This window comes from Pseudomonas sp. RC2C2 (assembly GCF_018390435.1).
Taxonomy (GTDB): domain Bacteria; phylum Pseudomonadota; class Gammaproteobacteria; order Pseudomonadales; family Pseudomonadaceae; genus Aquipseudomonas; species Aquipseudomonas donghuensis.
On the sequence record NZ_JAHBAX010000002.1, the window covers coordinates 221,410 to 240,000 of the forward strand.

19 protein-coding genes are annotated in these 18,591 nt (G+C 62.9%); 6 read left to right on the forward strand and 13 right to left on the reverse strand.

The window, feature by feature from the left end; all coding sequences use genetic code 11:
- Window positions 1–12: 12 nt before the first annotated feature.
- From KHO53_RS19460 to KHO53_RS19490, 7 genes are all read right to left on the reverse strand, one after another.
- Window positions 13–378 (reverse strand): Na+/H+ antiporter subunit G, encoded by a 366-nt coding sequence (locus KHO53_RS19460; RefSeq protein WP_036994447.1) that lies wholly within the window; start codon window positions 376–378, stop codon window positions 13–15.
- Window positions 375–653: a K+/H+ antiporter subunit F gene (locus KHO53_RS19465; protein WP_010224304.1), complete on the reverse strand. Its 279-nt coding sequence runs from the start codon at window positions 651–653 to the stop codon at window positions 375–377. Before KHO53_RS19465 ends, KHO53_RS19460 begins: the two co-directional genes overlap by 4 nt.
- Window positions 650–1,138, reverse strand: a complete 489-nt coding sequence (locus KHO53_RS19470; protein ID WP_010224302.1) for a Na+/H+ antiporter subunit E — start codon at window positions 1,136–1,138, stop codon at window positions 650–652. Before KHO53_RS19470 ends, KHO53_RS19465 begins: the two co-directional genes overlap by 4 nt.
- Window positions 1,135–2,820: a monovalent cation/H+ antiporter subunit D gene (locus KHO53_RS19475; protein WP_100782974.1), complete on the reverse strand. Its 1,686-nt coding sequence runs from the start codon at window positions 2,818–2,820 to the stop codon at window positions 1,135–1,137. Before KHO53_RS19475 ends, KHO53_RS19470 begins: the two co-directional genes overlap by 4 nt.
- Window positions 2,817–3,161 (reverse strand): Na+/H+ antiporter subunit C, encoded by a 345-nt coding sequence (locus tag KHO53_RS19480; RefSeq protein ID WP_010224297.1) that lies wholly within the window; start codon window positions 3,159–3,161, stop codon window positions 2,817–2,819. Before KHO53_RS19480 ends, KHO53_RS19475 begins: the two co-directional genes overlap by 4 nt.
- On the reverse strand, window positions 3,161–6,076 hold the full coding sequence (locus KHO53_RS19485; RefSeq protein ID WP_159388323.1) for a monovalent cation/H+ antiporter subunit A: 2,916 nt from the start codon (window positions 6,074–6,076) through the stop codon (window positions 3,161–3,163). The genes KHO53_RS19480 and KHO53_RS19485 overlap by 1 nt, the downstream gene beginning before the upstream one ends.
- A 149-nt stretch (window positions 6,077–6,225) precedes the next feature.
- Entirely contained in the window at window positions 6,226–7,170 is a 945-nt protein-coding gene (locus tag KHO53_RS19490) for a DMT family transporter (protein WP_213570679.1), read from the reverse strand.
- 84 nt (window positions 7,171–7,254) lie between these two features.
- On the opposite strand from KHO53_RS19490, the gene KHO53_RS19495 reads away from it, so the two are divergent.
- A complete protein-coding gene (locus KHO53_RS19495; RefSeq protein WP_213570680.1) occupies window positions 7,255–7,818 on the forward strand; it encodes a helix-turn-helix domain-containing protein in 564 nt (187 codons plus the stop codon).
- Between the two features lie 21 nt (window positions 7,819–7,839).
- Here the strand turns inward: KHO53_RS19495 and KHO53_RS19500 are convergent, their stop codons facing one another.
- Window positions 7,840–8,397, reverse strand: coding sequence for a cysteine hydrolase family protein (locus KHO53_RS19500; RefSeq protein ID WP_213570681.1), 558 nt, complete (start codon window positions 8,395–8,397; stop codon window positions 7,840–7,842).
- Between the two features lie 106 nt (window positions 8,398–8,503).
- On the opposite strand from KHO53_RS19500, the gene KHO53_RS19505 reads away from it, so the two are divergent.
- Both KHO53_RS19505 and KHO53_RS19510 read left to right on the forward strand, forming a co-directional pair.
- Window positions 8,504–9,484 carry a GlxA family transcriptional regulator gene (locus KHO53_RS19505; RefSeq protein ID WP_010224290.1) on the forward strand — a complete coding sequence of 327 codons (981 nt, stop codon included), beginning with the start codon at window positions 8,504–8,506 and terminating at the stop codon, window positions 9,482–9,484.
- 78 nt (window positions 9,485–9,562) lie between these two features.
- Window positions 9,563–10,981, forward strand: coding sequence for an FAD/NAD(P)-binding protein (locus KHO53_RS19510; protein ID WP_010224289.1), 1,419 nt, complete (start codon window positions 9,563–9,565; stop codon window positions 10,979–10,981).
- On the opposite strand, the gene soxR is transcribed toward KHO53_RS19510, so the two are convergent.
- Window positions 10,978–11,442 (reverse strand): redox-sensitive transcriptional activator SoxR, encoded by a 465-nt coding sequence (soxR, locus tag KHO53_RS19515; RefSeq protein WP_213570682.1) that lies wholly within the window; start codon window positions 11,440–11,442, stop codon window positions 10,978–10,980. The two genes, KHO53_RS19510 and soxR, sit on opposite strands and share 4 nt — an antisense overlap.
- Window positions 11,443–11,530: 88 nt before the next feature.
- On the opposite strand from soxR, the gene KHO53_RS19520 reads away from it, so the two are divergent.
- Window positions 11,531–11,908, forward strand: coding sequence for an antibiotic biosynthesis monooxygenase (locus tag KHO53_RS19520; RefSeq protein ID WP_010224287.1), 378 nt, complete (start codon window positions 11,531–11,533; stop codon window positions 11,906–11,908).
- On the opposite strand, the gene KHO53_RS19525 is transcribed toward KHO53_RS19520, so the two are convergent.
- Window positions 11,891–12,661, reverse strand: a complete 771-nt coding sequence (locus KHO53_RS19525) for an alpha/beta hydrolase family protein (RefSeq protein ID WP_213570683.1) — start codon at window positions 12,659–12,661, stop codon at window positions 11,891–11,893. The genes KHO53_RS19520 and KHO53_RS19525 overlap by 18 nt on opposite strands.
- Complete coding sequence (locus KHO53_RS19530) at window positions 12,648–13,757, reverse strand: DUF3182 family protein (RefSeq protein ID WP_010224285.1); 1,110 nt, start codon at window positions 13,755–13,757, stop codon at window positions 12,648–12,650. Before KHO53_RS19530 ends, KHO53_RS19525 begins: the two co-directional genes overlap by 14 nt.
- Before the next feature lie 346 nt (window positions 13,758–14,103).
- Here KHO53_RS19530 and KHO53_RS19535 point away from each other — a divergent pair, with 346 nt between their 5' ends.
- Both KHO53_RS19535 and KHO53_RS19540 read left to right on the forward strand, forming a co-directional pair.
- Entirely contained in the window at window positions 14,104–15,264 is a 1,161-nt protein-coding gene (locus tag KHO53_RS19535) for an aminotransferase class V-fold PLP-dependent enzyme (RefSeq protein WP_010224284.1), read from the forward strand.
- A 56-nt stretch (window positions 15,265–15,320) separates the two neighbouring features.
- Window positions 15,321–17,132, forward strand: a complete 1,812-nt coding sequence (locus KHO53_RS19540; RefSeq protein ID WP_010224283.1) for an aminopeptidase P family protein — start codon at window positions 15,321–15,323, stop codon at window positions 17,130–17,132.
- 62 nt (window positions 17,133–17,194) lie between these two features.
- Here KHO53_RS19540 and KHO53_RS19545 read toward each other — a convergent pair whose 3' ends face one another.
- A complete protein-coding gene (locus tag KHO53_RS19545; RefSeq protein ID WP_010224282.1) occupies window positions 17,195–17,476 on the reverse strand; it encodes a hypothetical protein in 282 nt (93 codons plus the stop codon).
- A 185-nt stretch (window positions 17,477–17,661) separates the two neighbouring features.
- A complete protein-coding gene (gene rhtA, locus KHO53_RS19550; protein ID WP_010224281.1) occupies window positions 17,662–18,549 on the reverse strand; it encodes a threonine/homoserine exporter RhtA in 888 nt (295 codons plus the stop codon).
- Window positions 18,550–18,591 lie beyond the last annotated feature (42 nt).

Here is an 18,591-nt window from a genome sequence, read left to right on the forward strand (position 1 = left end):
CTGGGGTAGACCCTAGTTGCCCCGATCGCGGCCACTGCTGACTTCTTCAGGTACGTCATCGCCGGACATGCGTTTGCGAAACAATGCGGCGCGGGCCAGCAGCAGCGTGGTGACCGGCACGGTGATCGACAGCAGGATCGGGATCAGCCAGGCATGCAGCACCGGCGACTCCTTGAGCATCGAGAAGTACAGGATCGAGGCCAGGGCCACGCACCAGGCGCCCAGGGTCGATGCCAGCGCCGGTGGGTGCATGCGCTGAAAGAAGTCTTTCAGGCGAATCAGGCCGACGGCACCGCTCAGGGCGAACAGGCTGCTCAGCAACAACAACGCGGCGACCAGCATCTCTACCCAAAACGGCAGTTCATTGGCATTGATCATTCGATCACCTCGCCACGCAGGAGGAACTTGGCCAGGGCGAAGGAGCCGACAAAGCCGAACAGCGCGATCAGCAGCGCACCCTCGAAGTAGGTGTCGCTGGCGTAGCGGATGCCCAGCACCAGCATCATCAGCATGGCCAGGATGTACAGGTAATCCAGCGCCAGTACCCGGTCCTGGGCCGAGGGGCCGCGAAACAGCCGCACCAGGGTCAGGGCCATGGCCAGGGCGAAGATGAACAGGCTGGCGAGAATGGCATTGGCAAGCAGGCCAGTCATTCGAAAATCTCCATCAGCGGGCGTTCATAGGTGTGTTTGAAGTGCTCGATGAAGCGGGTCTCGTCGTCCAGGTCGAACACGTGCAGCAAGAGGATGCTGCGGTCCAGGGCCAGCTCCGACCAGATGGTCCCGGGGATCACCGTGGTGATCATCGATAACGCCGCCAGGCCGTGGGCGTCGCGCAGGTCCAGGGGAATATGCACGAACCGCGAGCGTGGTGGCCGGCGCTTGGCTGACCAGACGCCGCGGGCGACCTGCAGGTTGGACACCAGCACATCGACGCCAACCCGCAGGATCAGGCGCGCGATGGTGCCTGGATGACGTATGCGTACCGGCAGTGGCCGCAGTGGCGCCATCAGCAGCGGCGCGACGATGCCCAGCAAGGCACCCAGCAGCAGATTGCCGGGGCTGATCGACAGGTTCAGGACCAGCCACAGCAGCCACAGCGACAGGGACAGCAACGGGGCAGGGAACACACGCTTCATGGCTGCACCTCGCTACTGGCCGCCAGGGTGGTGGGCCCGGGCACTGGTCGGGTACCGAGTACGGCGCTGACGTATTGCTCAGGGTCCTGCAGGCCGGCCGCAGTGTCCTGGGTGTAGCGCAGCAATGGTTCGGCGCGCAGGCTGAGCAGCACGCACAGGCCCAGGAGCACCACGATGGGGATGCACTCATAACGGCGCAGCAATGGCGACGGGCGCTCCTGGGGGGTCCAGAAACGCTGGATGCCGACGCGGGTCAGGGCGATCAGCGAGGCCATGCCAGAGAGCACCAGCAATGCCACCAGCATCCAGCCGGCGATGCTCAGTGGTTGCTCTGGCGAGACACCCAAGCCTTGGGGATTGAATAGCGCACTGATCAGGCTGAGTTTGCCGATAAAGCCCGACAGCGGCGGCATGCCGATGATCAGCAGGGCGCAGGCGATGAAGCTCAGGCCCAGGAACGCCATGGTCCAGGGGATCACCTGGCCGATCACTGCCTTCTGTTCGTCATCGAGGTTGATGCCTTTGGGCGGGTGCAGCGATTCTACGCAGGAGGGCAGGCCGTCACCTTCATCGTCCAGGGGGATTTCGTTGGCCGAGCGCGAACGCTCGATCAGTTCGGCCAGCAGGAATAGCGCACACAGCGCCAGGGTCGAGCTGACCAGGTAGAACAACGCTGCTGCCGTCAGGGTCGCCTGGCCGAAGCCGATAGCCGCCAGCAGGGTGCCGGCCGAGACCAGGATGCTCAGGCTGGCCATGCGCTCCAGGCGCTGTGCCGCGAGTATCGACACCGCCGCGCAACCCAGGGTGGCCAGGCCGCCATAGATCAGCCAGTCGCCGCCAAAGAACGCCGAAGCACCAGCCTGGCCGGAGAACAGCAGCGTCCATAGACGCAGTACGGTGTAGAAACCGACCTTGGTCATGATCGCGAACAACGCAGCCACTGGCGCGCTGGCTGACGAATAAGCCGGCACCAGCCAGAAGTTCAGCGGCCAGATCCCGGCCTTGGCCAGGAACGCCGTGGCCAGGATCGCCGCGCCGGCGTGCAACAGGCCGCGATCAGCCTCCGGCACCAGCGGGATCTTCAGTGCCAGGTCGGCCATGTTCAGGGTACCGGTGACACCGTAGAGCATCGCCGCGCCAATCAGGAACAGCGATGAAGCCAGGAGGTTGATGGCGATGTAATGCAGTCCGGCCTTGACCCGGGCACGACCCGAACCGTGCAGGATCAGACCGTAGGACGCCGCCAGCAGGACCTCGAAAAACACGAACAGGTTGAACAGGTCGGCAGTGAGGAACGCCCCGTACAGGCCCATCAGTTGAATCTGGAACAAGGCGTGGAAGCTGGCGCCGGCGCGATCCCAGCGGGCCATGGCGAACACCAGGGCGCTGACCCCGACGATGCCGGTCAGCACCAGCATCAGGGCCGAAAGGCGGTCGACCACCAGCACGATGCCGAATGGCGCCGGCCAGTTGCCGGGCAGGTACACGCCAATCGAGCTGGCTTGCCCCTGGCCCTGCACCCACAGCAGCAGGGTGATGGCGATGCCCAAACCGAGCAGGCTGGAGATCAGGTTGATACGGGCCTTGAGCGGCCGGCGTTTTTCCCCGAGCAGCAACATCAGCGCCGCAGTCAGCAGCGGCAGCAGGATGGGCGCGACGATCAGTTGGTTCATCGCACTCATTCGTTAGGCTCCCGGCCATCGACGTGGTCGGTCCCGGTCAGGCCGCGGGAGGCCAGCAGCACCACCAGGAACAGCGCGGTCATGGCGAAGCTGATGACGATCGCGGTGAGCACCAGGGCCTGGGGCAGCGGGTCGGTGTAGTTGAGCAGGTCCTGGGGCACGCCGTCCTTGATGATCGGCTCCTTGCCGATGAACAGGCTGCCCATGCTGAAGATGAACAGGTTGACCCCGTACGACAGCAGGCACAGGCCCATCACCACCTGGAAGGTCCGTGGCCGCAGGATCAGCCAGACCCCGGAGGCGGCGAGCACACCGATGGCGATTGCAATGACTTCTTCCATCAGGCGGCTCCTGCTTGAGTGGGTTTCTGTTGGCTGCCCGGGCGATGACCGCGCACCGACTGGTGAGCCAGCGCGGTGAGGATCAGCAGGGTCGAACCGACCACCACGGTGAACACGCCGATATCGAAGAACAGCGCACTGGCCAGGTGGGTGTCACCCAGCAGTGGCAAGTGCAGGTGCGCGGTGTGAGTGGTCAGGAACGGGTAGCCCAGCAACATCGCCCCGACGCCGGTCAGGGTGGCGCACAGCAGGCCAGTGCCCATCCAGCGCAGCGGCCGCAAGCTCATCTGCGCCTCGACCCACTGGGTCCCGGCCACCATGTACTGAAGAATGAACGCCACCGACATCACCAGGCCGGCAACGAAGCCGCCACCTGGCTGGTTGTGGCCGCGCATGAACAGGTACATCGATACCACCAGGGCGATCGGCAGCAGCAGGCGCACCAGCGCCGCCGGTACCATCATGAAGCCCAGCGCGGTGTCGGCCGCGTGGCGCGGGTTGACCAGGTCGGTGACCACGTCCGGTGCCAGCAGGCGCTGCTGGGCCGGCAACTGCATGCTTTCCTTGGGCGGGCGGAAGCGTCGCAGCAGGGCGAACACCGCCAGGGCCACGGCCACCAGTACGGTGATCTCGCCCAGGGTATCGAAACCGCGGAAGTCCACCAGCATGACGTTGACCACGTTGCTGCCGCCGCCCTCGGGCATGGCCCGGCTCAGGTAGAACGAGGAGATGTCGTTGGGGGTCGGGCGGGTCAGCATGGCGTAGGACAGCAATGCCATGCCGCCTCCCACGCCGATTGCCAGCAGCAGGTCGCGCAGACGGCGCAGCCGTGCACGTTCCTGGGTCCCCGGCAGCGGCGAGACGCCTTCGATTCGCCGAGGCAGCCAGCGCAGACCGAGCAAGATCAGCACCGTGGTAACCACTTCGACCACCAGTTGGGTCAGGGCCAGGTCCGGTGCCGAGAACCAGACGAAGGTAATGCAAGTCATCAAACCGCAGACACTGACCATGGTCAGGGCCGCCAGACGATGATACTTGGCCTGCCAGGCGGCGCCCAGGGCGCAGGCGATGGCGATCAGCCAGAGCATGACGAACACCCCGGAACCGGGAATCTTCGGCCGGTCGCCCCAGCTCAGGCCGCTGTGCAACATCGGCAGCAGGCCGGCCAACAGGGCGATCAGCACCAGCATGAACAGCTGCTTCTGCAGGCGCCGGGTGGTGAACACCCGTTCGAAGCGGCGGGCGGCTCGCATGATCAGCACCTGGCCGTGTTCGAACAGGCGCTTGCCATTGAATCGCTCGATCAGCGGTGGTGACGGGAAGCGCCCGAGCTTGAGCTGATTGCGCAGCAGCAGGTAGAGCACGATGCCGCCGCTCATGGCGATCAGGCTCATGATCAGCGGGGCATTCCAGCCGTGCCAGATGGCCAGGCTGTATTCGGGCAGGGTACCGCCAACCACCGGCAGCGCTGCGGCGGCCAGCAGCGGGCCGACCGACTGGGCCGGGAAGATCCCCACCAGCAAGCAGGTCATCACCAGCAACTCGACCGGCGCGCGCATCCAGCGCGGCGGCTCGTGGGGTGTGTGCGGCAGGTCGGTGGCCGGCGGGCCGAAGAAGACATCGACGGTAAAGCGCAAGGCATAGGCGACGCTGAAGGTACCGGCGAGGGTGGCGATTACCGGCAGGGCCGCTTCGACCCAGGCCGTGGAGCTGATGAACACGGTTTCGGCGAAGAACATCTCCTTGGACAGGAAGCCGTTCAACAGCGGCACCCCGGCCATCGAGGCGCTGGCCACCATGGCCAGGGTCGCGGTGAAGGGGATCAGCCGGAACAGGCCGCTGAGGCGGCGAATGTCACGGGTACCGCTTTCGTGGTCGATGATCCCCGCGGCCATGAACAGCGACGCCTTGAAGGTGGCGTGGTTGAGGATATGAAAGACCGCTGCGACCGCCGCCAACGGGCTGTTCAGGCCCAGCAGCAGGGTGATCAGGCCCAGGTGGCTGATGGTTGAATAGGCCAGCAGGCCCTTGAGGTCGTTCTGGAACATTGCCGTGAAGGCGCCGAGCACCAGGGTGGCGGCACCGGCACCGCTGACGATCCAGAACCACTCTTCGGTGCCGGAGAGCGCCGGCCACAGCCGCGCCAGCAGAAACACCCCGGCCTTGACCATGGTCGCCGAGTGCAGGTAGGCCGAGACCGGCGTGGGCGCCGCCATGGCATGGGGCAGCCAGAAGTGGAATGGAAACTGCGCGCTTTTGCTCAACGCGCCAAGCAGGATCAGGGGCAACAGGACGGGATACAGGGTATGGTGGCGAATCTGCTCGCCGGCAGCGAGGACCTTGTCCAGGTCGTAGCTGCCGACCACATGGCCGAGCAGCAATACCCCCGCCAGCAGGCATAGCCCGCCCGCACCGGTAACCATCAGGGCCATGTAGGCACCGCGCCGGGCGTCGGCGCGATGGTGCCAGTAGCCGATCAGCAGGAACGAGAACAGGCTGGTCAGTTCCCAGAAGAACACGATCTGGATCAGGTTGCCGGAGATCACCAGGCCGAGCATGGCACCCATGAACGCCAGGAAGAAGGCAAAGAAGCGTGGCACCGGGTCTTGCGGGGACATGTAGTAGCGTGCGTACAGCGACACCAGGGTGCCGATGCCCAGCACCAGTAAAGAGAACAGCCAGGCGAAGCCGTCCATGCGCAGGACCAGGTTCAGGCCCAGGCTCGGCAGCCACAGGAATTCTTCTCGGATCACACCGCCATGGGCGATCTGCGGGTACATCAAAGCGACCTGGACAGTGCCCACCAGGGCGACCAGTCCGGCCAGCAGCGATTCGCTGTTGCGTGCGTTGTGCGGCAAGACAGCCGCCAGGCAGCTGCCGATAAACGGCAGAAGCAGTAGCACTATCAAGGACATAGATTTCTAATCTGCAGGAGTTTGTAAGGGATCATACGTGGCGACCGGTCGATCACCAACCCGCAAGCTGTCGCAGAATCCTACAAGAGCGCTGTATCAATCCTTTTTTTTATAACAGTTTTTTTCAAAGGATAGCCTGCATTTGCCGATCAGAGACCCGCTTCAGGTTCTTCGGCGTCAACCGCCAGGGACTGCTCTTCGCCACGGCGACGAAACTTCAGTTCGCTGACCACCACGGCGACGACAATCAGCACACCACCGAGCAAGGCCACGCCCGGCAGGCGTTCGCCGGCGATGCGCCCGACGATGCCGGCCCATACCGGCTCACCGGCGTAGATCAGGGTGGCGCGGGTCGGCGAAACCGATTGCTGTGCCCAGTTCATCGCCACCTGGATCACCGCGCTCATCGCGCCCAGGCCCACGGCGCTGAGCAGCAACAGCCAGGAGAAGTCCGGCAGGCGTTCCTGGGTCGGTACCACCAGCATGAACGACAGCGCCGACGCGGTGGCCAGCTGCACCACGGTCACCCGGCGGACATCGACCTGGCCGGCATAACGGCTGATCAGAATGATTTCCGCGGCGATGGCCACGGCACTGACCAGGGTGGCGATTTCGCCGGGGCTGAACTGCAGCGAACCGCCGCCGGGGCCCGCCAGCAGCATCAGGCCGGCAAATGCCAGGCCAATGCCCAGGCTCGGCATCAGGCCGGGGCGGCGGCCCAGCACCAGCCATTGCAGCAAGGGCACGAAGGGCACGTACAGGGCGGTGATGAACGCCGACTGGCTGCTGCTGATGGTTTGCAGGCCCACGGTCTGCAGGCCGTAGCCGAGCATGATCGACACGCCGATCAACACCCCGGCCTTGAGTTCGGTGGCGGTCAGGCCGGGCAACGTACGGGCTGAGACCAGGCCGACGAACAAGGCGGCGGCGGCAAAGCGCAGGCCGACGAAAAACATCGGTCCGCTGACCTTCATCACGTTGTGTACCAGCAAGAAGGTGCCGCCCCAGAGCATGGTGATAAACACCAGCACCAGTTCGGCCTTGCTCAGCCGGAAGGAAACGGAAGGGCGTTCAGCAGCGTTCGTTGGAGTCATGGCCTTGCACACGGGAAAGGGTCGACGCACAATTGCGGCGAAAGTGGGCAGTATACTGCGCAACCCCTATTGATGAGCAATATAGTGCACAAAGATTCCAGTCAACGCGCTTCGGTGCTTCAGCACGTCAGCCAGAACATTCGTCGCCTGCGTCATGCTGGCGAAATGAGCCAGAGCACCCTGGCGCAAAAGTCTGGCGTCAGCCGCCGCATGCTGGTGGCTATCGAGGCCGGCGAGAAAAATGTCAGCCTGACCACACTGGATCTGATCGCCCAAGCCCTGCAAGTCGCCTTCAGTGACTTGATCAAAGCGCCAGACAACCGCGACCCGAGCCGGATCAACGAACTGGCCTGGACCGGCGTGCATCCCGGCAGCAAGGCCGTGTTGCTGGCCAGCTCCGCTGCCAGCCGTGAAGTTGAACTCTGGGAGTGGCGCCTGGAGCCTGGCGAGGTCTACCCCTGCGAGCCCGATGCCGATGGCTGGAGCGAGCAGTTGTTCGTGTTCGAAGGTTGCCTGACCTTGCAGGTCGAGGGGCAACAACACCTGCTCAATGCCGGCGAGTTCTTCACTTTTGCCAGCAACCGCCGCTATGCCTATAGAAATGACGGTGAAGTGACGACCCGCTTTGTGCGCAATGTGGTGATCTGAGCACGCAGCGGGTCGGCGCAGTTAGTGGTTGGCGCCGGTCAGATAGTCCTCGGTGGAGATCACCTGGGCGTAAGCGAAGGCCAGTGATGCCATGTAAGCGGCATGTACATGGGCTGCCGGAACCGTGACACCGTTGAACTCCAGAGCGCGGGTAGCGCAGGCATCGTGAACCACCGTGACGCCATAGCCGTAATCGGCAGCCGCGCGGCTGACGGCATCGATGCACATGTGGCTCATGCTGCCGATCACCGTGACGTTGCTGATTTGCCCGTCATCGAGCAGGTGCTTGAGCTCGGTTCCCAAAAATGCATTGACCTTGTGCTTGAGTACCACCGGCTCACCGGTGCGGTTGGCCGCCTTGGGGTGAATCTGCGCGCCTTCGGAGCCCGGGGTGAAGAACGGTGCATCGCTGGACTCGAACTCGTGGCGCACGTGCACGACCAGATCGCCGCGGGCACGGGCGGCTTCAAGGATGCTGGCGGCATTGTCGGCCGCAGCATCGGCGCCATCCAGGGTCCATTTGCCGCCGGGGAAGTAATCGTTCTGGATGTCGATGACGATCAGTGCCTGTTTGCTCATCGTAAAAGCCTCGTGTCGAGAGTGGTTGTGGTGTGGCGATAGTTATAGGCTTGAGCGATGCGCTTGCGGATTGGCGCGAACGACAAAATGGCGGGAAAAACTGACAATGGCGACAGCGCGGGACACTCTGGAAATTGGCGTGCTGATGTATCCCGGTGCGCAGCTGGCTGCGGTCCATGGCCTGACCGACCTGTTTGCCGTGGCCAATCGCCTGTGCCATGAACTGGGAGCGCTGGACCGGCCGGTGTTGCGCGTAAGCCATTGGAGCGAGGGCGCTGATCAACAGTTGCAGGTTTCATTCGACACCCATCCGGGCATTGCTCATCAACTTCGCGCGATGGTCATTCCGCCGAGCCTGACCCAGGCCCCGTCGCCGGAATTGCTCGCGCGCTACCGTGGCAGTCTGCGTCAATGGCATGGCGATGGTGCGTTGCTGGTGTCGGTCTGCGTCGGGGTGTTCTTCATCGCCGCCAGCGGCTTGCTCGATGGGCGCCCGGCGACCACTCACTGGAATTTTGCCCAATCACTGGCCGAGCGTTTTCCCCGGGTTCAGGTAGAAGCCAACCTGCCGCTGCTTGATGATGGCGACATTATTACCTCGGCCGGCTTGATGGCCTGGACCGACCTGGGCCTCAAGCTGGTAGAGCGTTACCTGGGTGAGACCCTGGCTGCGCAAACCGCGCGTTTTCTTGCGGTGCAGCGGGTCAGCGGCGAGCAGCGCCCCGGCAGTGTTTTCAGCCCACGGCTGGATCACGGCGACGAGGCGGTGCTCAAGGTCCAGCACTGGTTGCAGGGCAGCGGCGCGCGCGACGTGTCGCTGGCGACCATGGCTGATTGTGCCGGCCTTGAGCCGCGCACCTTCCTGCGTCGCTTTCGCAGTGCTACCGGCCTCAAGCCAACCGAGTACTGCCAGCAGGTGCGGGTGGGGCGGGCTTGCCGAATGCTCGAGTTCACCAACCGATCCATCGACCAGATCGCCTGGGGCGTCGGTTATCAGGATCCGGGCGCCTTTCGCAAAGTGTTCTTCAAAGTCACCGGGTTTGCCCCCAGCGATTACCGGCGACGCCTCTGTGCGCCTGGAGGCTGATCCTACTTTGGTACGGGGCCGGCTGCGCAATGGGTGTTTTGCTGCTTATTATTGCGCGCAAACAAGACGGAGAAGCCGATGAGCGCGCAACGAGAAAACCTGGCGAGCGATGTCCTGATCATCGGCGGTGGCTTGAGTGGCGCCATGCTGGCTGCCCAGTTATTGCGTCAACCGGGGCAACGCCGCGTATTGATCGTCGAGCCGCGCCGCGAGCTGGGCCGTGGTGAAGCCTACAGCGCCACACACCTGGGCCACACGCTCAATGGCAATGCCGCGCGCATGAGTGTCGATCCGGACAACGCCGATGACCTGACCGCCTGGCTCGGCCACTTTATTGCAGCGGGCGGTTGGCCGGAGTCAGCCGAGCAGCAGGTACCCGTGGCTGAGCTGTTTGCGCCGCGCGGGCTGTTTGGCGTCTATGCGCGCCAGCGCCTGGCCGAAGCTGAGGCGATCGGTTCACAACAGGGCTCGAAACTTGAGCATGTGCAGGCCGAAGCGCTTGACCTGACAGTGGGCGAGCAGGGCGTCAGCGTCAGTCTGGCCGACGGGCGCACCTTGCGCGCAACCAGGGCTGTGCTGGCCACCGGCATGTTTGCGGCGGCGCGTACCACGCGGCTCAGCGACAATGCATTGAACACCGCAGCGGTCGATCCCTGGGACATTCAGGCCATGCAGTCGATTGACGCCGATGGCCGGGTGGTCATCATCGGTTCCGGTTTGACCATGGTCGATGCCGTAGTGTCGCTGCAGGCGGCCGGGCATCGTGGGCTGATCGAGGTGTTCTCCCGCCACGGCCTTTTGCCCCATGAACGCCGGCAACCGCCGGCCTGGGAAGATTTTCTGGCAACTGACCCGACGCTGCGCAGTCCCTTGCAATTGTTACGAGCCTTGCGCGGGCAATGCCGAACCGCCCAACAACAGGGGATCGACTGGCAGGCACCGCTCGATACCGTGCGTGTGCATATCGCCAGGCTCTGGAGCCAGGCCAGCGAGCGTCACAAGCGCCAGTTCGTACGCCACGTCCGACCCTGGTGGGAAAGCCATCATCATCGTTCGCCGCCTCAGGGCGCGGCATTGCTGGCGCGCCTGGTCGAAGAAGGGCGTTTGCGTATCCATGCGGCATCACTGCAGGGAGTCGAAATCGGTGTCGACGGGCAGCCTGTGGTAACGCTGCGTTTTCGCGGGCAAGCGCTGGTCGAACGGCTAACGGCTGCCGCGTTGATCAACTCCACCGGTATCGAATACGACTGGCGCCGGGTTGCCCGCTCGTTGCCGCAGAACCTGCTGCAGCGCCGCCTGGTCCAGCCAGGGCCTCTGGCCCTTGGGATCGCTGCCGACGAAGGAGGGGCGGTGCTCGATGCCGAAGGGCAGGTGAGCCGTCGCCTGTTTGCCATGGGGCCACCCTTGCGCGGCCTATGGTGGGAGAGCACGGCGGTCACCGATGTCGCCTTGCAAGCCAAGGCGCTGGCGCTGCGTTTGGCAGGGGCTGGCGACTAGTCGCTACGTTCGAGGCCAGGCTCGAGCAATTGTGGGCCCGGGCCCTGTTCGCCAAGTTGATCGTCACAGTTGCGCAACGGGCAGCTTTGCAGTGACATGCAGCCGCAACCAATACAGCCGTCGAGCTGGTCCCGCAGCACCAGCAGCGTGTCGATGCGCCGAGTCAGGTCCTGGCGCCATTGCTCCGACAGCCGCTGCCAATCCTTCACACTGGGTGCGCGTCCCACCGGTAACGTTTGTAGTGCCGCATGAATGGTTGCCAGGGGAATGCCCAGGCGCTGGGCCATCTTGATGACCGCTACGCGGCGCAGGGTCTCGCGTGGATAGCGCCGTTGGTTGCCGGCACTACGGGTGCTGTGAATCAAGCCCTTGCTTTCATAGAAGTGCAGGGCCGTCACGGCAACGCCACTGCGCGCGGACAATTGGCCGACACTGAGGGCGCTCGGGGCTGAATCGGGCATCGCGGAATTTCTCTTGACCTCTAGTTAACTCGAGGTTTTACCCTGCCTGCCATCACACCGCAAGTGCAACGGCAGAGGGAGCATGTCCATGCTGGTTTCAGACAACAGCCTGTGTTTTACCCAGATGATCGAGTTCGAAGTCGCGCCGTCTCGCCAACGCGCCCTGGCTCAGGCGCTGGTGGTGCGCAGCGAGCGCCTGGCCGAGCAACACAGCGGCTTGATAACGGCCAGTATCCAGGCCAGCGATGATGGCAGCAGGGTCTTGCAATACTTGCAATGGCAGTCGCGAACCGCTTGGGAAGCTGCTGTCAGCAGTTTCGAACAGGAGCCTTTTTTGCAGTTGATACGTCAGCACCAGGCCAGGAGTGTCAACTTCAATACCTTCCATACCCTCAGCAGCCTGGCCCGCGGCCCCGAACATGGGCTGCACTGCCAACTGCCGATGGCGTCAGGAATACCAGGGTGAATGGTGTGGGTAGCGATCGAGGCGGGCGCCAATGACCATCTCACTGATCCAGGCGCTGAGTATCGAGCTGTAGGCCTTTTGGCTGCGGTCGCTGGAGAGCGCGTGATCGGCGCCATCGACAATCCTGTGGGTCAGCGAATGGGCGCTGACGAACGCTGAGCGGTAGCTCATCAAGGTGCTGTGTGGCACAAAATCGTCTTGTTCCGACTCTACCAGCAGCACGTCACCGGCAAATTCGGCGCAGACTCCCAGTGCACGGTTGTCAGCCGGGCCCAGAGCACGTTGACGGTAGTCGCTAAGACGTTGACGGTTGAGCGCTTGCTTGGGCACGTCCCATTCAGTGTCCCAGTACAACGCCGGTACCCTTAACGCCAGCCATTTGACCGGCCGCAATGCCGTCAGCAGGGTCGCCAGGTAACCCCCGTAGCTGCTGCCGATCAGGGCGATGGCGCTGGTATCGACCGCCGGGTGACTAACCAGCCGATCGTAGGCGGCGACCAGATCAGCCAGGTTCTGCTCGCGGGTAACGCTCAGGCGCTGGCTTTCGGTTTTCTCGTGGCCACGCAAGTCAAAGGTCATGCACATGCAACCCAGCCCGGTGATCTGCTTGGCCCTGGCCAGGTCGCGTTGCTGGCTGCCGCCCCAGCCGTGCACAAAAAGGATCCCGGGAACCTTGGCGCCGGGGCTGACGATGGTCCCGGCAATACTTTCACCATCAACCGGGATTTCAATCGGTTCGCTATGGATGGTCATAGTCGCGGATCCGGGCGTATTTGCAGACGCTTCCGATTTCACTGTCGTCCCCCTGATAAAAAACGGTGGCATCGGCGGGCAGTTCAGGCGCGTCAAAGGCTTCGTGGGTCGAGGCGCGTACCCGTGTCAATGCCGGGTCGGCGGCAAACGCCTGCAGCGCCAGAACCTCGGCACTGCTGGCACCGCCGATGCGCCAGGATTGTTCGAGTACGCCGCTGCGCAGCTTGCCCTGGCTGTTCAGGCCGCGCGCGACGTCATAGTTGCGCCGTGAAGCGATAAAACCGGGGAAGGCCTGCAATGCAGCCTGTTCGTAGGTCCTGGCCTGGGTGATGGCCAGGCGCAGGTGATCCTCCAGCGCCAGTTGCAGCAGGGCGTCGTAGTCTCCGCGCACCAGTACCAGGTCGGAACCACCGTAGATGTCTGCACCCTGGTGGTCGCGGGTCAACTGCTGGGTACCGTAGTAACTGCAAAGGATACCGGCGACCAGCGCCTGACCGACACTGAAGGTTTGCACCTCGCTCAGGTTTTCTTCCAGGGTCAGCCCCCAGAGGGCGATCTCCTGCGCATCCATGCTGGCCAGCGCGCGTTCCAGCTCCTTCATGTTGTTGACCACCGTTTGCCCGCGCCCCGCGGTCGCGCGCACCGGTTTCAGGCGCAGGGGCCCTTCACGCAAGAGCAGCTCGGCGGCCCGAATCGCATCGTCCAGGCTGAATACGCTATAGCCCCGTAACAGCGCGTCGCTGGCCAGACGTGCAAAATCATCGGTCCAGCCCAGCGGAAAGCGTGCATCGGCGGGCAGCGGATGGGAGATCGCCTTGGTGGCCATGTAGGGCTGGCTGACCAGGCCTCCATACAGATCCGTAGGTGCACTGATGCCCATCGCCCGATAGCGCGCAAGGCCAATCAAGGTTTCGGTGGGCAGGTAGTAGAAGTTCTCCTTGGCCGTGGGCGGCTGTGCGGGTGTTACCACCTCGGTGTGAAATAGCTGCGCGAGCCGTTCGGCGAGCTTCAGGTGCACGCTGTGCTCGTGCGCGGGTGTGGTTTGACGCGTATCCAGCAGCACTACGCCTTGCTTGCGGTCGGTTGAGCGGAGCATGGGCAGGTCCTCTGCGGGGTTCAGGAGGTGTGCTGCAGGGCATCGCTGGTTTTGGCGCGCGAGCCACCGGCGCGCTTACCGCCGCCAGACTGCTTGTCGGGGTAGTTGGCTTTACTTCCCAGTGGCATGGCGATTTCTCCTGTGCGGGGCTCTACTGATTGTGAAGTCCTTTAGCGGCAGAAGTTCAGCAGCGGTGATTAGCGGATCCGATATTTGTTATATAAGTATAAATATTAATAATTTATTGTTCTAACCAGGACTGGTGCAGTATGGGAACGCACTTTACCTACACGGATTTAGGAAGCGCCTGCTTTGCACGGCGACAACAACCCGAGAGCCTGCCGTCATGAATAATCTTCCGCTGTATTTCGACTACGCCGCCACGACACCGGTCGACGAGCGAGTCATCCAGGCAATGGTCGAGTGCCTGGGCGTTTCCGGCACTTTCGGCAACCCGGCGTCCAGCTCCCACTGCTATGGGCAGAGCGCCCGTGCGGCCGTGGAGCGTGCCCGGGCACAGGTTGCCGGGCTTGTCGGCGCGCAAGCCGAGCAGATCATCTGGACGTCGGGGGCCACCGAATCGAACAACCTGGCGCTCAAGGGCCTTGCCCAGGGGCGCCGGGGTGGCCATATCATTACCAGTCAGATCGAACACAAGGCGGTGCTCGACACGGTGCGTCAGCTGGAACAGGACGGGTTCGCCCTGACCTTGCTGACGCCCGATGACCAGGGCCTGATCAGCCCGCAAGCACTGCGCAACGCGTTGCGCGAAGACACCTTCCTGGTGTCGTTGATGTTGGTGAACAACGAACTGGGGACCGTCAACGACATCCCCGCGTTAGCCGAGGTGGTTCGCCAGCATGGTGCGCTGCTGCATGTTGACGCTGCCCAGGGGGCGGGCAAGCTACCGATCGACCTGGCGTGCTGGCAGGTGGACCTGATGTCTTTTTCTGCACACAAGGTCTATGGCCCCAAAGGCATTGGCGCCCTGTACGTCGGCGAGCGTGCCAGGCCCTTGTTGCAGGCGCAGATCCATGGCGGCGGGCATGAGGGCGGCTTGCGCTCCGGCACCCTGGCGACCCATCAGATCGTTGGCATGGGCGAGGCCTTTGCCGTGGCCGGGGCGCTTTTCGTTGAGGAAACCGCACGCATCCGCCAACTGCAGCAACGCTTGCTGGAACAGCTATTGACGGTGCCGGGGGTTCAGCTCAATGGCAGTGTCAGGCAGCGAATCGCCCACACCCTGAGCCTGACCTTCAGCGCTGAGTGTCCCGACTTCGCGCAATTGGCCCGATCCCTGGCATTCTCCTCGACTTCCGCCTGCAACTCGGCGGCCAATGCTGCTTCCCATGTGCTGCTTGCGCTGGGGCTTGCCCCGCAAGCGGCGCGCCAGACCATTCGCTTGAGCCTGGGGCGCTATACCCAGGCGCAGGATATTGATGAGGCGGTTCGGGCAATAAAGGCCTCGTTACACTCGCAACCCTTCTGGGCGGTTGCCCATGGCTGAAGGCTGATCCATTATCTGCGCCAACAACAATGGATATCGTGGTAGCAGGAGTCAGCATGAGCACACAGTCTTCAACGCAGGGAGCGGTGAATACGCGTCTGGCACGTATTCGTGAAGTGATGCAGCGCGAGGGGGTCGATGCCTTGCTGGTGCCGTCGGCTGACCCGCATCTTTCCGAGTACCTGCCCGGGTACTGGCAGGCCAGGCAATGGTTGTCCGGTTTCCACGGTTCGGTCGGTACCCTGATCGTTACCGCTGATTTCGCCGGTGTGTGGGCGGATAGCCGTTACTGGGAGCAAGCCGAGAAGGAGCTGGCGGGCAGCACTATCGAGCTGGTGAAACTGCAGCCGGGTAAACCTGGTCCACTGGAATGGTTGGCCGATCAGGCTCCGGAAGGTGGTGCGGTAGCGGTGGATGGCGCAGTAATGGCGCTGGCATCGGCGCGTCAGCTGGGTGAGCGGCTCAAGGCTCGCAATGTGCGCTTGCTGACCGAGAAGGACTTGCTGGCAGAGGTCTGGGATGACCGGCCGGCATTGCCCGGCAACCCGGTGTATCAGCATTTGCCACCCGAGGCCAGCATCAGCCGTGCCGAGAAGTTGGCCAACCTGCGCCTGACCCTGCGCGAACGCGCTGCCGATTGGCACTTCATCGCCACCCTGGACGACATTGCGTGGTTGTTCAACCTGCGCGGCAGTGACGTTTCCTATAACCCGGTGTTCGTCTCCTTCGCCTTGATCAGCCAGAACCAGGCAACCCTGTTCGTTGCCTTGAGTAAGGTCGACGAGCACTTGCGTCATGTGCTGGAAGTCGATGGCATCACCTTGCGCGACTATGCGCAGGTGACTCAGGCGCTGGCCGCGATTCCCGCCGGTGAAAGCCTGTTGGTCGACCCGGCCCGGGTTACCAGTGGTTTGTTGGCCAATACCACCCCTGGGGTTCGCCTGATCGAAGGGTTGAATCCGACCACGTTGTCGAAGTCGCAGAAAAGCGAGGTCGACCTTGAGCACATTCGCCAGGTCATGGCGCAGGACGGCGCGGCGCTGTGCGAATTCTTCGCCTGGTTTGAAGCGGCCCAGGCGCGTGCAGAGCCGCTCACAGAGTTGACGGTGGATGAACAGCTCAGCGCCGCGCGCGCGCGTCGTCCCGGGTTCGTCTCGCTGAGCTTCTCGACCATCGCCGCCTTCAATGCCAATGGCGCCATGCCGCATTACCGGGCAACCGAAGCGTCTCATGCGCGTATCGAAGGCAATGGCCTGCTACTGATCGATTCCGGCGGACAGTATCTTGGTGGCACTACTGACATTACCCGCATGGTCCCCATCGGTGAGCCCAGTACTGAGCAGAAGCAGGATTGCACCCGAGTGCTCAAGGGCGTCATTGCATTGTCGCGGGCGCGTTTTCCGCGGGGCATCCCATCACCGCTGCTCGATGCCATTGCCCGGGCGCCGATCTGGGCTGACCAGGTCGATTACGGTCATGGCACGGGGCATGGCGTCGGCTATTTTATGAATGTGCATGAAGGGCCGCAGGTCATCGCCTATCAGGCGGCCGCGGCGCCACAGACGGCGATGCAAGCAGGGATGATCACCTCGATCGAACCGGGTACCTATCGCCCGGGCGAGTGGGGCGTACGTATCGAGAACCTGGTGTTCAACCGTGAGGTGGGTAAAAGCGCGTTCGGTGATTTTCTGGAGTTTGAAACCCTGACCCTGTGCCCCATTGATACCCGCTGCCTGCTGCCGGATCGGCTGAGCGCCGAGGAGCGTGCCTGGCTCAATCATTACCACGCACAGGTTCGTGAGCGCCTCGAACCCTTGCTGGATGGTGCGGCCTTGAAGTGGCTGCAGGTTCGAACCGGGCCGATCTGAGTTCAGAGCTCACGCACCAACAAAAAGGGCAGCCTGCGGGCTGCCCTTGTTATTGGATCAGGTTACTTGCAGATGACGATCATGCTGCGACTGGTGTAGCCGGCCGGATTGAGGCCAAACGGGTAGTCACCAGGTTCGGCGTCGCCGTCACCTGAGCGGGCAATCACCTTGTAGCCTTTGCTGCCGCAAGAGGCGTCGGCCTTGGCGTAGCATTTATCCCAGGATGAAGACAGGCCGGAGCAATTGATATGCAGGCCTTTCTTGCCTCGTTTGACTTCGGTGCTTGCTGTCGCCGCACACCCCGCGATGGTCAAAATGGCTAGGATGAGCAAAATTCGTTTCATTCCTGTCCTTAATGCGTACCGGGTCTATCGCCCGTGTCTAATTTCCCGTGCTTCGTCCCTGATGCCTCTTCGCGTCCCTGTCTTGTCAATTAGATATCTTTAAGGTTGACGTTACGTTACAGCTTAAAGATGGTGGATGCCCGGCACAATGACCAGTGTCTATTTAAATGCAAATATTTCTCAAATCAGTCAGCGGCAACCAGGGCCGGGCTTTCCTTGCGCAGCGACAGGGTGGCACCGACAGAGGCCGTGATGATTGCAGCGATAGCCAGCCATTGCGCTACGGTCAGTACCTCACCCAGGAACAGCAGGCCTGAAAGTGCACCGAACGCAGGCTCGATACTCATCAAGGTACCGAAGGTGCGGGCAGGCATGCGCGTGAGAGCAACCATCTCCAGGCTGTAGGGCAGGGCTGTGGAAAGTATCGCCACGCCCAGCGCGATAGGCAGCAACGCCGGGGTAAGCAACGCGCTACCGGCGTGAGCGATGCCGATGGGGGCGACGAACAGCGCGGCAATCATCACTCCCAGGGCGGCGGTCTGGATGCCGTTCTCGGCCCCGGCCTTCTGCCCATACAGAATGTACAGTGCCCAGCACACGCCAGCGCCCAGGGCATAGCTGGCGCCAACCAGGTCAATGCCCGCGCTGGTCTGGCCAATCGGAATCAACAGCAGCAAACCAATGACCGCCAGGCCGATCCAGAGAAAATCCACGGCCCGTCGTGAGGCGTACAGAGCAACGGCCAGCGGCCCGGTGAACTCCAGGGCAACGGCGATACCCAGCGGCACGGTGCGCAGTGACATATAGAAGAGGAAGTTCATTCCGCCCAGGGCCATGCCATAGATGATCACAGTGCGCAGGGTGCGGGTGCTGAGCTTGGCGCGCCATGGGCGCAACAGTAGCAACATGATGATGCTGGCGAAGATCAGTCGCAGGGTGGTGGTGCCTTGCGCGCCCACGATTGGGAACATGCTCTTGGCCAGCGAGGCGCCGGACTGGATCGAGGCCATAGCAATCAGCAGCAAGCCAATAGGGAAGAGAGTGGCGGCCAGGCTGCGGGGTTGGCTGTTCATCGCGGGAGGGCGTTCCTTATAGTAAGTAGAAGCACGGGCGGC

What these genes read in the sequence shown, in the direction of transcription:
- KHO53_RS19545 (WP_010224282.1), bottom strand. Translation starts at nt 17,476, where the DNA reads ATGAAACGAATTTTGCTCATCCTAGCCATTTTGACCATCGCGGGGTGT.
- KHO53_RS19500 (WP_213570681.1), bottom strand. Translation starts at nt 8,397, where the DNA reads ATGAGCAAACAGGCACTGATCGTCATCGACATCCAGAACGATTACTTC.
- KHO53_RS19475 (WP_100782974.1), bottom strand. Translation starts at nt 2,820, where the DNA reads ATGAGTGCGATGAACCAACTGATCGTCGCGCCCATCCTGCTGCCGCTG.
- soxR (WP_213570682.1), bottom strand. Translation starts at nt 11,442, where the DNA reads ATGCCCGATTCAGCCCCGAGCGCCCTCAGTGTCGGCCAATTGTCCGCG.
- KHO53_RS19520 (WP_010224287.1), top strand. Translation starts at nt 11,531, where the DNA reads ATGCTGGTTTCAGACAACAGCCTGTGTTTTACCCAGATGATCGAGTTC.
- KHO53_RS19530 (WP_010224285.1), bottom strand. Translation starts at nt 13,757, where the DNA reads ATGCTCCGCTCAACCGACCGCAAGCAAGGCGTAGTGCTGCTGGATACG.
- KHO53_RS19490 (WP_213570679.1), bottom strand. Translation starts at nt 7,170, where the DNA reads ATGACTCCAACGAACGCTGCTGAACGCCCTTCCGTTTCCTTCCGGCTG.
- rhtA (WP_010224281.1), bottom strand. Translation starts at nt 18,549, where the DNA reads ATGAACAGCCAACCCCGCAGCCTGGCCGCCACTCTCTTCCCTATTGGC.
- KHO53_RS19470 (WP_010224302.1), bottom strand. Translation starts at nt 1,138, where the DNA reads ATGAAGCGTGTGTTCCCTGCCCCGTTGCTGTCCCTGTCGCTGTGGCTG.
- KHO53_RS19535 (WP_010224284.1), top strand. Translation starts at nt 14,104, where the DNA reads ATGAATAATCTTCCGCTGTATTTCGACTACGCCGCCACGACACCGGTC.
- KHO53_RS19485 (WP_159388323.1), bottom strand. Translation starts at nt 6,076, where the DNA reads ATGTCCTTGATAGTGCTACTGCTTCTGCCGTTTATCGGCAGCTGCCTG.
- KHO53_RS19510 (WP_010224289.1), top strand. Translation starts at nt 9,563, where the DNA reads ATGAGCGCGCAACGAGAAAACCTGGCGAGCGATGTCCTGATCATCGGC.
- KHO53_RS19465 (WP_010224304.1), bottom strand. Translation starts at nt 653, where the DNA reads ATGACTGGCCTGCTTGCCAATGCCATTCTCGCCAGCCTGTTCATCTTC.
- KHO53_RS19460 (WP_036994447.1), bottom strand. Translation starts at nt 378, where the DNA reads ATGATCAATGCCAATGAACTGCCGTTTTGGGTAGAGATGCTGGTCGCC.
- KHO53_RS19540 (WP_010224283.1), top strand. Translation starts at nt 15,321, where the DNA reads ATGAGCACACAGTCTTCAACGCAGGGAGCGGTGAATACGCGTCTGGCA.
- KHO53_RS19505 (WP_010224290.1), top strand. Translation starts at nt 8,504, where the DNA reads ATGGCGACAGCGCGGGACACTCTGGAAATTGGCGTGCTGATGTATCCC.
- KHO53_RS19480 (WP_010224297.1), bottom strand. Translation starts at nt 3,161, where the DNA reads ATGGAAGAAGTCATTGCAATCGCCATCGGTGTGCTCGCCGCCTCCGGG.
- KHO53_RS19525 (WP_213570683.1), bottom strand. Translation starts at nt 12,661, where the DNA reads ATGACCATCCATAGCGAACCGATTGAAATCCCGGTTGATGGTGAAAGT.